The sequence below is a fragment of the Hoylesella timonensis S9-PR14 genome (assembly GCF_000762405.1).
Taxonomy (GTDB): Bacteria; Bacteroidota; Bacteroidia; order Bacteroidales; family Bacteroidaceae; genus Prevotella; species Prevotella timonensis_A.
Genome location: NZ_JRPQ01000071.1, coordinates 19,015 through 33,295, shown reverse-complemented (window position 1 = coordinate 33,295; position 14,281 = coordinate 19,015). Strand labels below are relative to the sequence as shown.

Annotated in this window: 10 protein-coding genes; 8 read left to right on the top strand and 2 right to left on the bottom strand. The window is 41.7% G+C overall.

Annotated elements, in window-relative coordinates:
• Positions 1-302 precede the first annotated feature (302 nt).
• The 3 genes from HMPREF9304_RS04105 (at position 303) to HMPREF9304_RS04095 (ending at position 3,369) form a co-directional block, all read left to right on the top strand.
• Positions 303-1,124 (top strand): AAA family ATPase, encoded by an 822-nt coding sequence (locus HMPREF9304_RS04105; protein WP_036926706.1) that lies wholly within the window; start codon positions 303-305, stop codon positions 1,122-1,124.
• 31 nt (positions 1,125-1,155) lie between these two features.
• Positions 1,156-2,151 (top strand): DUF4435 domain-containing protein, encoded by a 996-nt coding sequence (locus HMPREF9304_RS04100; RefSeq protein WP_036926703.1) that lies wholly within the window; start codon positions 1,156-1,158, stop codon positions 2,149-2,151.
• 318 nt (positions 2,152-2,469) lie between these two features.
• Positions 2,470-3,369 carry a diaminopimelate dehydrogenase gene (locus HMPREF9304_RS04095; protein ID WP_008123387.1) on the top strand — a complete coding sequence of 300 codons (900 nt, stop codon included), beginning with the start codon at positions 2,470-2,472 and terminating at the stop codon, positions 3,367-3,369.
• Positions 3,370-3,519: 150 nt separating this feature from the next.
• Here the strand turns inward: HMPREF9304_RS04095 and HMPREF9304_RS04090 are convergent, their stop codons facing one another.
• Positions 3,520-5,982, bottom strand: a complete 2,463-nt coding sequence (locus HMPREF9304_RS04090) for a S9 family peptidase (protein WP_081953637.1) — start codon at positions 5,980-5,982, stop codon at positions 3,520-3,522.
• Positions 5,983-5,995: 13 nt separating this feature from the next.
• Entirely contained in the window at positions 5,996-7,402 is a 1,407-nt protein-coding gene (locus tag HMPREF9304_RS04085) for a C1 family peptidase (RefSeq protein WP_036926770.1), read from the bottom strand.
• Positions 7,403-7,514: 112 nt separating this feature from the next.
• Between HMPREF9304_RS04085 and dxs the strand changes: the two genes are divergently transcribed.
• The 5 genes from dxs to ruvA all read left to right on the top strand — a co-directional run bounded on the left by dxs (position 7,515) and on the right by ruvA (position 14,257).
• Positions 7,515-9,428: a 1-deoxy-D-xylulose-5-phosphate synthase gene (gene dxs, locus HMPREF9304_RS04080; RefSeq protein WP_036926700.1), complete on the top strand. Its 1,914-nt coding sequence runs from the start codon at positions 7,515-7,517 to the stop codon at positions 9,426-9,428.
• Positions 9,429-9,463: 35 nt separating this feature from the next.
• The gene (gene trkA / locus HMPREF9304_RS04075) at positions 9,464-10,807 is read left to right on the top strand and encodes a Trk system potassium transporter TrkA (RefSeq protein ID WP_036926698.1); all 1,344 of its coding nucleotides are present in this window, start codon (positions 9,464-9,466) and stop codon (positions 10,805-10,807) included.
• Between the two features lie 19 nt (positions 10,808-10,826).
• Complete coding sequence (locus tag HMPREF9304_RS04070) at positions 10,827-12,284, top strand: TrkH family potassium uptake protein (RefSeq protein ID WP_036926696.1); 1,458 nt, start codon at positions 10,827-10,829, stop codon at positions 12,282-12,284.
• A gap of 37 nt (positions 12,285-12,321) precedes the next feature.
• A complete protein-coding gene (locus HMPREF9304_RS04065) occupies positions 12,322-13,284 on the top strand; it encodes a type I phosphomannose isomerase catalytic subunit (RefSeq protein ID WP_036926695.1) in 963 nt (320 codons plus the stop codon).
• Positions 13,285-13,642: 358 nt separating this feature from the next.
• On the top strand, positions 13,643-14,257 hold the full coding sequence (gene ruvA, locus HMPREF9304_RS04060; protein WP_028901009.1) for a Holliday junction branch migration protein RuvA: 615 nt from the start codon (positions 13,643-13,645) through the stop codon (positions 14,255-14,257).
• The last annotated feature ends 24 nt before the right edge of the window (positions 14,258-14,281 follow it).

Here is a 14,281-nt window from a genome sequence, read left to right as displayed (position 1 = left end):
GCCTTAGCCATAGATAATAATGATAAAAAGCCGCAGCTCTTTCATTAAAAGGTCAGTCAGAGACAAGCATTTTTTCTCAAATAAAAGAGCGTGTTCATTATGTTCTATTTTTTTCAACAGTTCCTTTCATGTATTTTTTCATTCAGTATTCATCATGGGCTGTTTTATTTTTATTTTTAATTTAGATAGCGCTTGGCACATTACCGATAATTCTGTATATTTGTCCAATCAACAGGTGGCATGGGTGGTAGCCTTTGCATTGTGCGAGTGTTGCCATGCTTGACAGATAAAACATTGGACAGATGAAATACGCAGATTATATCAAACGAATTGAGATAGATTCTCTGTGGAGTGGTAGACGACATATTGTGTGGAATCTTGACAGGCAGGTGAATGTGCTTAGTGGTATCAATGGGGTGGGTAAGAGTACCATTCTCAATAAAGTGATCAAAGGACTGTTAGAAGGTAATAACTTGATTTCAGAATTGCCACCAAGTGTCAAGATTACCGTGTCTCCTGATGATGCAGATTGCGTACGATATGATATTATTCGCTCTTTCGACAGACCTTTAATGAGCTCCGATACCGTTGCCAAAGTAGATAAGCGGTTGGCAACAGAATTGGATTGGCAATTGTTTCAGTTGCAGCGTAAGTATCTCGATTATCAAGTTAATGTAGGAAATCGGATGATAGAGGCGTTACAGAAAGGTGGACCTGACGCTGCTGCTACTGCCCAACAACTCTCTTCAGCCAAGGTGTTGTTTCAAGACATGATGGATAAATTATTTGCCGATACGGGTAAAACTATCATTCGAACACAAAACGAAATTCGCTTTTCCCAACTTGGTGAAACACTGGTGCCTTACCAACTCTCCAGTGGAGAGAAGCAAATACTTGCCATCTTGCTCACAGTCTTAATTCAAGACCACCAACCCTACGTGCTCTTTATGGATGAGCCAGAAGTAAGTTTGCACATTGACTGGCAAGAGCAGCTCATTGATTTGATATTACAATTAAATCCGAATGTACAACTCATTCTGACGACTCATTCGCCAGCGGTGATTATGAATGGCTGGATGGAACACGTTACTGAGGTAAGTGACATCACAGATGTGAATCGATAGCACTTGAAACCACCTTGAATCAGGGCTTGAAATGGGAAAACGACTAAAAGATAATATTTCATCTGCCTATATTGGGGCTGCCAATCAACTCAAATCATTGAACGCTAAACGGCGCATTGTGGCGTATGTAGAGAGTTACGATGATATTTATTTTTGGCGCACGGTATTGAGAGAGTTTGAAGATGACAAATGTTATTTTCAAATCATGTTACCTTCTCGTCTTCAACACTTGGAGCGTGGAAAGAAGGCAGTGTTGATGAATCTGCTTACAGATAAAGTAGGTCGTGATATGATTGCATGTGTGGATGCCGATTATGATTATCTAATACAGGGAGCCACTCAAACCTCAAAGGAAATACTTTCCAATCCATACATTTTCCATACCTACGCCTACGCCATTGAGAACCTGCAATGTTATGCGCCATCGCTCTTTGATACCTGTGTAATGGTAACGCTGAACGACCATCATATTTTTGATATGCAGCGATATTTAGAAGATTATTCGCGTGCTATTTATCCTCTTTTTATTTGGAGTATTTGGTTTTATCGCACTCCCGATTACAACAAATTTACCATTACCGACTTTCTTCGCATCATCATGCCTGGGCATTTTACGATAGCGAATGCCGAGCATAATATTTCCAATGTTCGTCAGAAGGTGGGCAAACGCATTGCCAGATTTCATAAAGAATATCCTGATGCCAAGGAAGGCTATCTCAAAGTGAAAGCCGACTTGCGCCGATTGGGAGTCACTCCAGAGACTACTTATCTGTACATACAAGGACATCATTTGTTCGATAAAGTCGTGGTGCCCATGTTAAATAAAGTGTGTGTGCAATTAACGCAAGAGCGTGAGCGAGAGATTATGCAACAGAGCAAACACGGAACTCAACAGCGCAATGAACTGACAAGTTATCGTAACTCTGTGGAGAACATTTCTTCCATGTTGAAGAAGAATACGGCTTACAGTGAGTCTGAACCTTTTCAGCGCATCTGCCAAGATATACAAAAATATATCAAATCATGACCTGATACGAACGGGTCCTTTCTTTCCGCCTTGTGTCTTGACTCTGAGGTGAGGAAGTTTATCTTGTGTCTTGATTAGAGCGTGGAGACAAGGCTGATTAATCCTATGTTATATTTTTAACATAGCATTGCTCAACATAAAGTAGCTCGTAAAAAAGAGTTAAAAACTAAATTACATGCGTGTGTATCTACGTAAATCTATATACTTTTGTATCCAGATTAAGGAATTAAATAGGGATAGGATTCATGGTGCAAAATAGAATTGTTGTATCCATTGTAAACGATTCCTGTTTTTCAAACCAAATAATAAATAAACAAAATGAAGAAGATTAGAGCAGCCATAGTTGGTTATGGCAATATTGGAAAATTTACGGTTGAAGCCGTTGAAGCCGCTGAAGACTTTGAATTAGTAGGAATTGTACGCAGACAAGGCGCAGAAAACAAGCCAGCCGAATTGGCTCCTTACAAAGTTGTACAGGATATTAAAGAACTTGAAGGTGTAGATGTTGCCATTTTGGCAACGCCTTCACGCAGTTGTAAAGAATATGCAGAAAAGATATTGCCCTTGGGCATCAATACCGTTGACAGCTTTGATATTCATACAGATATTGTAGACTATCGCAGCGCACTAATGCCTCTCTGTAAAGAACACCACGCTGTAAGCATCATTAGTGCAGGTTGGGATCCGGGTTCTGACTCGGTTGTTCGCACGTTGATGCAAAGCCTTGCACCCAAAGGATTGAGCTATACTAACTTTGGACCAGGCATGTCGATGGGACACAGCGTGTGCGCAAGAAGCAAGAAAGGTGTGAAGAATGCCCTCTCTATGACAATTCCTTTGGGTGAAGGTATTCACAGACGTATGGTGTACGTAGAGTTGGAAGAAGGTGCCACACTCGATGAGGTAACTAAAGAGATAAAAGCCGACCCCTATTTTGCACACGATGAAACGCATGTAATGGCTGTTGACTCGGTAGATGCCGTAAAAGATATGGGACACGGTGTACACTTAGTGCGCAAGGGAGTGAGTGGCAAGACACAGAACCAACGCATGGAGTTTACCATGAGCATTAACAATCCTGCCTTGACCGCACAAGTTTTGGTTAATGTAGCACGTGCCAGTATGCACCAACAACCCGGTTGTTACACGATGGTAGAGATACCTGTAATTGACCTGCTGGCTGGTGAACGAGAAGATTTAATAAAGGCACTGGTCTAAGTGCTATTTGAGTGAGCCAAATTTGGACAACTTTGTGAACGCAAAGTTCACTCATCAACAAGGTCATGGTAGAAGGGCAATGCTGTTGACAGCCCGATACCATGACCTTGTTTCTATGCAAAACAGTTTTTACCTGTTTCCCTTTGCCGCTTAAAGTGCTTTCTTAGGATACAGCGCATCCCACCATGTGCTGTCGTTTTTAAGCCATTTGGTAAACCAAGCAAAAATAGTGTTTTGCCATTTTTGTCGCTTATGATAGTCGAGTATATGGTGGTTCTCACCGTCAACTACCACAAAAGCTGTTGGTCTACCCAAGAGTTTCAAGGCTGTAAACATCTGTATGCTTTCACCAATGGGTACGTTGGTGTCTGCACTGCCATGCAAGAACAACAACGGTGTGTGGATTTTATCCGCATGGAATAGCGGACTTTGGTTCACGTACAATTCGGGATTGCTCCATGGATAGCTGTTGGCCATGGACACTTCGCTATAACTATATCCCCAATAACCTTCGCCCCAATAGCTGGTATGGTCGCTAATGCCCGCATGTGAAATGGCAGCAGCAAAAATATCGGTTTGAGTTTGCAGGTATTGAGTCATGAATCCTCCATACGAAGCACCAATACATCCTATTTTCTTTGCATTGATAAAGGCATGTTCTGCTACAAATTTCTTCGTTCCTTCAATAATATCTTCTGCCACACCTTTACCAGCTGTATTGACATGTCGTGACGAGAACTCCTGCCCAAACCCTACTGCACCGCTGGGCTGCAATACATATACCACATAGCCCAGTGCGGCATAGGCATGTTGTGGGTAGCGTGTTTCAAAGTTACGACTGGTGGGCGAGCACCCTCCATAGTAGTTGACGATGAGCGGATATTGCTGAGTAGCATCAAAATTTGGCGGCAAATAATACCTTCCACAAATTGTATCTCCACGCGAATTAACAAAATTCCAAGTCTTGCAGGCACCTAATTGAACATTTGCCAATGTTTCTTGATTGGTGTCTTCCACAAGTTTTGGCTGACTGCGACGTAGATTTATCGTATAAACTCGGTCGGCATTTGAGGCACTCTCACCGCTAAAAACCATGGTTGGCGCTTGACTTGCAAAAGTAATTTGTTTGACAACCTCTTCGGGTTGAGCCATCTTTTGAATTTTATGGGTACGCATATCGCACCGAAACAAGTGAACATAGTCACGATCCATGGCAGTAAAATATAACTGACCATCGTATTTATTCCATCTGAACTTGCTTACGCCAGGCTTAAAATCCTTGGTTAATGGCGTCACTTTTCGATTTGCAACATTCAAAAGATATAGTTGATAATCGTACATGCTGGGTACTTTCCCTTGAGGAACATTCGCCCCAACACCGTGAAATGCTTCGGGTGATGCCATTACTACGATTTCTTTTCCAGACGGAGCATAAGCAGCATCCGCTACAAAACCGTCATCCTTCACCAATTGCTCTACACTCAAAGTGCGCAAATCCATATCGAAAATGTTGTACAAGGTTGTGGGTCGCTGGGTGAGACGAGTATGGTTGGTCATGAACAGCAAATGAGTTCCATCGGCAGAAATGTCCAACAGGCTAACGTTGCGATATCCAAAAGTGAGCGTTTGGCAAAGACCTGTTGCAAAATCATATTTCAACAAGCTTACCCTATCACGCCAACCTGGCTGTCGATCCTCGGGTTCAAGAATCTCATAAATAGCTTTATCTTCCTTTGGCCCTTTGTTTTGTTTCAGCAATATAAGATAATCTTCTGTGGGGGACATGACAAAGTTGCCTGTTGGAAGATTTGTTGCTAAGACATTTTCTTGACCACTATTGACATCGGTAACGACCAATTCACGACCTTGGCTGCCTTCACGTGTCCAATAATACTGCATAGAACGAGGCATCCAGTGGATAGCATGATGGGTAGATGCAACAACTGCACCTGACTTGAGGTTTGATACTTTCCAAGTATAAGTTGTTTTTCCGCCTTTCACGACATCACGATAAGCAGTAATTAAATATTCTCCTGTTGCCGAAAGTTCTACGCCAGTGACAAACTTGCGGTCGGTAAGATGACTTAGCGTGAAGAGTTGATGAGTTGGATCAATGTGCAGCAATTCGCTCTGTGGTGATTCTAATTGAAGTTGAAGCGTGTCCAATTGTCCCTTGTTTGAGAGGTATTTAATGACAATGTCGTGCGTTTTAGGTTCAAGCGTCAGCTTACCATCCTTGTTCAATTGCCCATCTACATATAATTGATAATGTGTAAGTCCACCTACATGGAGCGTCGCATGCGCAAACCCGTCGGACTGAATTTGGAAACCCAATAGATGAAGAGCACAAGCAGCGTCGGTTTTTGGTAAGAAAGGAGACGATAAGAACCGTCCACGAAAGACTTGGTGAAGATCAACTGGGGTCTCTAACATTGATAACGTATCGTAAGGGTGCTGACAAACATCGACACTGTCCAATCTATAAGGTACTTGAACAACAAATGGTCCAGCATACCGAATTTTTTGGATGGGCACATCAGCACCGAAAGAAAAATCAGCTGTCCATAAGACAGCTGATAAAAGGAGGAAAAATTTGATACCTATATTTTTCATTTTTTCGTGTAATTTATTGATCAACTTCAAACAAAGGATCTTCTGGCATCACCATGATGGGCTTTTGCTCATATTCCTTTAACAGTTTGGCAGGTACATATTTTTTGTGTACTACCAATCTAAACATATATTCGTTAAACCATTTGTTCGTCATAATGAGACAACCTTGGTGTCCTGCACTGGCACCCCAGCTATTTTCTACTTTCCACTTTAGAGGCATACCCTTTGAGTCAAGGTCTACTGCCGTTAGTGTCATGGCATGGGTAGAGCCACTTTCAAAGGTGGCAATGCGGTCAGCCTTTGACATGTTAAACGTGGTTCCAAACAAACTGCCATAGTCATAATTGTCTACATCAAGATAGCCTCGCTTGCGATCGAACTGCTTCCCTACATCGTAAGAGCTATACATTTTATGTCCATCTTTTAAGCTGGCGATTGCCAACTCTGCAATCTCGTTCATGGGGAGATTTAGATATTTCCAGTTATGTCCATCGTAGGTGTGTCGATCATACTCTACTTCGTAGGTTTGATGATAAGGTCTTCGAGGGTCGTTCATCAGCATGATGAAGGTTCCGTTCAGTGGATGACCTACCGTAGCGTTATAAAATTCACGAGGAGTATAAGTCTTTAATGGAGTTACAGTTTTCCCTTCTTTGTTCTTAAAGGCATAAGTAAACTGCTCAACAGGCTTGCCTATTGTCATTGACAAGATGTTATAAATAGTGGAAAGCATTTCTGTTTTACGAGTTTCTATCGTGCGTTTATTCTTTCCAGCATGCACCATGCTTCGCAACTCCAATCCATATTCACGCAATTTCGATGCCACCATACGTGCCATGAGTCGAGTATTGTTACTCGAATACGTCTCTGGCATCACGCTCATTGGTACCAGTCCATACTTTTCGGCTAAGTCAGCCACCCCACAAAAGGTGCCTCCGTCATTGATAGGGTTCTTGAAAAAGAACTGCATCCGAGTGTCCTCCAAGGGTTTAGAGGCATTGTCAATCACTCCTTGGAGCATAAGATTTGCCTTTTCCAACTGGTCATAGAAGAATAAATAAGCGTGAGAAAATTCTACAGTTATTGTATCATTGTGCTGTTTAGCAAAGTTAGCTCGCAACACATTAAAGCCAGAAAACATCCAACAGCGTCCACTACTCTTTTGATCATGAATGCTTTGCTTAGGCGTTTCTACACTAAAATAGTCGTCTATAGTTCCACTATTGGCATAATTCTGTGCCAGATTATCGATGTTGTTAGACGCCAAGGCATTGATGATGCCTTTGGAAGACTGTGTTGAGGGCTGCATACGCTCTATTTTTTGTAACATATCAGCCGAGATACCACCTGCCCTTTGGGCATACATAGCTATGCTCGAACACAAAAGAGCAGTAGCCAAAAAGATTTTTTTTTGATTCATAACAGGTTTCATGTTTTCAGTTTAGGGATTCAAAGATACAAAAAACAAATGAAAGTCCACGTGGTTCATAGAAATTTATTATCTTTGCATGGATATTGTTGAGAACTTATTGATGAACAAAGATAAATTTGGACTTCTAAATCAGATTGATTATCCAGAAGACTTACGCAAACTTAGCATTGACCAACTTCCCCAAATCTGTGAAGAACTACGTCAAGATATCATTCAAGAGGTATCTGTCAACCCTGGACATTTTGCTTCTTCTTTAGGAGCAGTGGAGCTAACGGTAGCTCTGCATTATGTCTTTGACACTCCAAAAGATAAACTTGTTTGGGACGTAGGTCATCAAGCCTATGGCCATAAGATATTAACAGGTCGACGAAAGGCTTTCAACACCAATCGGAAGTTGCGTGGTTTGCGTCCTTTTCCTACGCCCCTTGAGAGCGAATATGATACCTTTACCTGTGGTCATGCATCTAACTCCATATCTGCTGCCTTAGGAATGGCAGTAGCAGCCAAGCAAAACCATGAGGACAATAAGAAGATTGTAGCCATTATTGGCGATGGTGCAATGAGTGGAGGACTCGCCTTTGAAGGACTTAACAATGTTTCGTCCACCCCCAATGATTTATTGATTGTGCTCAATGACAACGATATGAGCATTGATCACGCAGTGGGTGGCATGGAAAAATACTTGCTCACACTCGACACCAATGCAACCTATAACAAGCTTAGGTTTAAGGCTTCGCAGTGGTTACACCAACGAGGGTACCTTGATGACAAACGTAAAAAAGGAATCTTAAGGCTCAACAATGCTATTAAATCTGTCATCAGCCACCAACAGAACGTGTTTGAAGGCATGAACATACGCTACTTTGGTCCTTTTGACGGACACAACATCAAGGAGATTGTACGTATCCTTCAACAGTTAAAAGAAATGAAGGGACCTAAATTATTACACCTTCATACCACCAAAGGGAAAGGCTATAAGCCTGCAGAGCTGTCGCAAATAGAATTTCATGCGCCCGGAAAGTTCAACATTGAAACAGGGCAAAGGATACAGCAAGATAACGATAATCAAGCTCCTAAATATCAAGACGTCTTTGGAGATGCGTTAGTAGAATTGGCAAAGCTGAACCCCAAAATTGTTGGCATTACGCCAGCGATGCCCACAGGATGTTCTATGAACAAACTGATTGATGTGATGCCCGACCGTGCCTTTGATGTTGGAATAGCCGAAGGTCATGCCGTAACCTTTTCGGGAGGATTAGCTAAAGAGGGGATGATGCCATTTTGCAATATCTACAGTTCGTTTTCACAGCGTGCCTACGATAACATCATACACGATTTGGCAATCTTAAACTTACCTGTTGTGCTATGTTTAGATCGCGCAGGACTTGTAGGTGAAGATGGTGCAACGCATCATGGCATGTTTGATATGGCGGCATTGCGCCCCATTCCCAACCTAACGATTTCTGCACCTATGGATGAGAGAGAGTTGAGAAGACTGATGTACACCGCCCAACTGCCCAACAAAGGAACGTTTGTGATACGCTATCCTCGGGGAAGAGGTGTACATACCGATTGGAAATGTCCATTAGAAGAAATCAAAGTAGGTACTGGCAGAAGATTGAGGAGCGGAAAAGATTTGGCGATTCTATCGATAGGGGCAGTGGGAAACGATGTTGAAAAAGTACTCGACTCTCTTGGTTCGCTCTATTCTATCGCCCACTATGACATGCGGTTTGTAAAACCTTTAGACGAAACATTATTAGAAGAGGTGGGCAAACACTTCCAAAAAGTCATCACGATAGAAGACGGAATCCGCATGGGTGGATTTGGTTCAGCTGTATTGGAATGGTTCAATGACCACGGATATGATATTCAGGTAAAGCGAATGGGTATCCCTGACCAGTTTGTTGAACATGGAAGCGTAGATGAACTCAAAGCACTGACGGGCATTGATACAGCGCATATCCAACACACTATTCAAGACCTACTGTCGGCAGAGACAATGCCTTCTTAGGCTTTTATAATTCATTTCTTAAGAAGTTTATCAATATGAAAATCATCATCAGTGGTGCATACGCTATCGGTACCCATCTTGCAAAAATGCTGTCTCGCAACCATGAAGATATTACCTTGCTTGATGAGGCTGAAGACAGGCTGGCGCAAATAGGGTCCGACTTTGACTTACTCACCATGCAAGCATCGCCCAGCAGTATCAAAGCTTTGCGTGCGGCAGGAGCAGACCACGCTGATTTATTTATTTCTGTGACCCCCGATCAGAGTCTCAATATCACCTCTTGTGTCTTAGCAAAGGCGTTAGGTGCGAAAAAGACAGTAGCGATGATCAATAATAGTGAGTATACAGATCCCGAGCTACAAGCTTTTTTTGCAGATTTGGGAGTAAGTTCTCTTATTTATCCAGAAAAATTGGCAGCCATTGACATCATCAATGGGCTTAAGATGTCATGGGTACGTCAGCGATGGGATGTCCATCATGGTGCGTTGGTGATGCTTGCCATTAAATTAAGAGAGACCTGCGAGATATTAAACAACCCTCTCAAGAATCTCTGCGGTCCTGATGATCCCTACCATGTGGTAGCCATTAAACGGTTAAATGATACTATCATCCCTGGAGGTAATGACGAGCTAAAACTTTACGATCTTGCATATTTCATGACAACTCCACAATATATTCCCTATATCCGTAAGATTGTAGGGAAAGAACTATATGCAGATGTGAAAAACGTCATGATTATGGGAGGAGGTTCGACAGCCGTTCGTGCAGTGAATACGATGCCAGAATATATGGATACCAAAGTGTTGGAAATCAGTGAAGAACGCTGTGAACAACTCAATAACCTCATGGATAATGACAAAGCGCTGATCATTAACGGTGACGGAAGAGACATTCAGCTATTACAAGAAGAGGGGATTACGAATACACAAGCTTTTGTGGCGTTGACCGACAATGCCGAAACTAACATCTTGGCTTGTCTTACAGCTAAACGATTAGGGGTGAGAAAAACGGTTGCCATGGTGGAAAACGTAGACTATGTCAACATGGCAGAGAGCTTAGATATTGGTACAATCATTAACAAAAAGGCAATTGCGGCAAGTCACATCTATCAAATTATGCTTGATGACAATGTGATGAACATGAGATTTCTGACCACTGCGAATGCCGATGTAGCCGAGTTTGTGGCTAAAGAGAAGTCTATTGTGACTAAAAAAGCAGTCAAGGATGTAGGATTACCCAAAGGTACAACGATTGGAGGTTTGGTGAGAAACGATGAAGGTATGCTGGTTTCGGGTCACACACAAATATTAGCAGGCGATATTGTCGTTGTATTTTGTCACAATGTAAATATGAAAACCATTGAAAAGTTTTTTATATAGCATTTCAAAGTCATAGAAAATGATAAATCTTCGTTCTGTATACAAGGTCATTGGCTCGCTTCTTTTCATAGAAGCCTTTATCCTATTTGTCTGTTTCGTCATGGCATTTAGTTATGGAGAAGATGATGCAATGGCTTTTATTATCTCTGTCGCCATCACGCTTTTCGTTGCCTTCATACTGAAATACTTAGGTCGTGCATCCAACAACTCATTGTCTCGGCGTGACGCCTATCTTGTGGTAACCTTGTCGTGGATTGTTTTTAGCCTCTTCGGTACACTTCCATTCACCTTCAGTGGCTATATTCCGAATTTTACAGATGCGTATTTTGAAAACATGTCTGGTTTCACTACTACGGGTGCAACCATTCTTGATAATGTAGAGGCTCTTCCACATGCCCTCCTTTTTTGGCGTTCTATCACCCAATGGATTGGTGGATTGGGCATTGTGTTCTTTACCGTAGCCTTGTTACCTTCCATGGTGGGTGGTTCTGTCAAGGTGTTTGCTGCCGAAGCAACGGGACCAATAAAGACAAAGTTAGCCCCAAAACTCTCCACCAGTGCCAAGTGGATATTGTCCGTCTACCTTATATTAACAGTAGCCTGTATGGGCAGTTACATGTTTTTTGGCATGAACTGGTTCGACTCTCTCAATTATGCTATGACTTCGACAGCGACAGGTGGTTTTTCAACTCACAATAGTAGTACCGAGTTCTTTCACTCGCCTGCGATAGAATATATGTGTACACTCTTTTGTTTCTTGTCGGGTGTCAACTTCACACTCTTATATGTATCTGTTGCTAAGTTAAGGATAAGAGACTTGTTTAGAAACTCTGAATTCAAGTTTTACATTTTTCTGATTAGTATCTTTAGCCTTTTCATCATGCTTGAACTCATCTTTAGGCGTGGTTACGACGTTGAGCCTGCATTCCGATCGGGCATCTTTCAAGTCGTTTCTTTTATTACTACCACAGGATTATTCAATGATGATGCTGGGCAATGGCCACATGTTACATGGGTTATCCTTGCAATCTGCATGTTTATGGGTGCTTGCTCGGGGTCTACCAGTGGAGGTGTTAAATGTATAAGGGGTGTGATGCTGTTGAAAACGATTCGCAATGAATTTAGACAAATACTTCATCCCAATGCGGTTTTACCACTCAAGATTGACAAAACAAATATTCCCTATCAAAAACGGGGAATACTCTTAGCTTTCGTTACGATGTACCTCATACTTTGCGTATTGGCATCATTTGCACTGATGGTAGCCCATATCGACAGTACCAACTCTATCACTATCATCCTGAGCTGCTTAGGTAACGTTGGTCCCACCTTGGGATTGGAGATAGGACCAACCATGAGTTGGAGCATTCTTCCAAATTATATCAAATGGATTTGTGCCCTCATGATGCTTGTCGGACGTTTGGAAATCTTTAGTGTGTTAGTGATTTTAACACCCGAATTTTGGAAAAAGAATTAACATATCATTTCAATAGATTTAGTAAAATATCTAACTTATGAAACCATTAAAATTCAATGCGTTCCTTAAACAAACAATATGGGGCGGTAACAAGATTATTCCGTTTAAGCATTTAGATAGTCAATTAGAAAATGTAGGTGAGAGTTGGGAAATTTCTGGCGTTAAAGATCACCAAACCATCGTTAGTGAAGGAGAATATTCAGGGCGTGCCTTAAATGAAGTTGTAGAAGAATTGAAGGGCAAACTCATTGGAGAATCTAACTATGAGCAGTTTGGCAATGAATTCCCGCTCCTCATTAAGTTTATCGATGCTCGTCAGGATTTGTCCATACAAGTTCACCCTACTGATGAAATTGCAAAGAAACAAGGTAAATCACGTGGCAAGACAGAAATGTGGTACATCATGGATTCTGACAAGGATGCACATTTGCGCAGTGGCTTAAAAAAGAAGATAACACCTGCCGAGTACAAAGAAATGGTAGAAAATGATACCATCCTTGATGCAATAGCCGACTACTCGGTAAAAGAAGGCGATTGCTTCTTTTTGCCAGCAGGACGGATTCACAGCATTGGTAAGGGATGCTTCTTGGCAGAGATTCAGCAAACCTCAGATGTCACCTATCGCATTTACGACTTTAAGCGCAAAGACAAGAACGGGAACTATCGAGAATTGCACACAGACTTGGCTGCTGAATGCATAAATTACGAGGTGTTAAACGACTATCGAACAGTCTATACATCACAAAAAAATCAAGGTGTGAGCCTTGTCCACTGTCCTTACTTTCATACCGCAGTGTACGATTTAGACGAGCCCATGACACTGGATTATAGCGAATTGGATAGTTTTGTAATCCTTATAGGCGTAAAAGGAGAAGGTACCATTGTTGACAATGAGGGTAATGAAACATCATTACGGGCTGGCGAAACGATTCTGATTCCAGCTACAACCAATGAATTAAAAGTAAATGGAACGGTGAAATTTTTGGAAACTTACGTATAGTTTTCAGACATTCATATAACGATAACGTGCAAGACCTATATCCCATATTTACCAAGGATATAGGTCTTTCTTTTGGTTAGAGGTGTAACTACCTTTCTTTATGTGCCCACTGTGGATGATTGGGGCATAGAGTAGATGCTTAAAACATAGATCATGAGCTTTAAGTTGGTTGACTGTTTTTAGGGTAGTTGTTAATATATTGTATGATAAGATGTTGCGATACTAATAAAAAACGCTGAAGCCATTGAATTTTTGCGCAACGTTTTTTCACCTTTTCCTTTTGTACTTTCTGCCCATAGGAGCAATATCTTGCCATGGATAGCGTTATCTTTCATGTATATACACAAACAAATAAGGTATGATAGAATATATTCGGGGTGAATTAACAGAATTAACTCCTGCTCAAGCTGTACTCGAGGCGGCTGGCATTGGTTATAGCTTAAATATTTCATTGAATACTTACAGTGCCATTCAAGGCAAGAAAGAAGTGAAATTGTATGTCCATGAATCACTCGTAACAGGTGGAAGAGATGACAATTTTACATTCTATGGCTTTTATTCTAAGCAAGAACGTGATCTGTATCGCATGTTGATAACCGTTTCGGGTGTAGGGGCTAACACGGCTCGGATGATTCTCTCCGCCATTTCTCCTGCCGAATTGTGCAACGTGATAGCAAATGGAGATGAGCGAATGTTGAAGTCTGTCAAGGGAATAGGATTAAAGACAGCACAACGCATCATTGTAGATTTGAAGGATAAGATTGTAAGTAGTGGCATCGCTACCGAGCTACACGTGAGCGATCAACCGCAGAATATGGTGCATAGTGGCATTCGTGATGAGGCTGTAAGTGCGCTCACTATGTTAGGTTTCTCGCCCGCACCGAGTGCGAAGGTCGTAGAATCCATTCTAAAGGAGAGTGATTCGATGCCTGTAGAACAAGTTGTAAAATTGGCATTGAGTCGCATTAAGTAAAACAAATTCGGCAAATCGTCAAGC

Coding starts and splice junctions, on each gene's coding strand:
- HMPREF9304_RS04105 (WP_036926706.1), top strand. CDS start 303: ATGAAATACGCAGATTATATCAAACGAATTGAGATAGATTCTCTGTGG.
- HMPREF9304_RS04100 (WP_036926703.1), top strand. CDS start 1,156: ATGGGAAAACGACTAAAAGATAATATTTCATCTGCCTATATTGGGGCT.
- HMPREF9304_RS04095 (WP_008123387.1), top strand. CDS start 2,470: ATGAAGAAGATTAGAGCAGCCATAGTTGGTTATGGCAATATTGGAAAA.
- HMPREF9304_RS04090 (WP_081953637.1), bottom strand. CDS start 5,982: ATGAAAAATATAGGTATCAAATTTTTCCTCCTTTTATCAGCTGTCTTA.
- HMPREF9304_RS04085 (WP_036926770.1), bottom strand. CDS start 7,402: ATGAATCAAAAAAAAATCTTTTTGGCTACTGCTCTTTTGTGTTCGAGC.
- dxs (WP_036926700.1), top strand. CDS start 7,515: ATGAACAAAGATAAATTTGGACTTCTAAATCAGATTGATTATCCAGAA.
- trkA (WP_036926698.1), top strand. CDS start 9,464: ATGAAAATCATCATCAGTGGTGCATACGCTATCGGTACCCATCTTGCA.
- HMPREF9304_RS04070 (WP_036926696.1), top strand. CDS start 10,827: ATGATAAATCTTCGTTCTGTATACAAGGTCATTGGCTCGCTTCTTTTC.
- HMPREF9304_RS04065 (WP_036926695.1), top strand. CDS start 12,322: ATGAAACCATTAAAATTCAATGCGTTCCTTAAACAAACAATATGGGGC.
- ruvA (WP_028901009.1), top strand. CDS start 13,643: ATGATAGAATATATTCGGGGTGAATTAACAGAATTAACTCCTGCTCAA.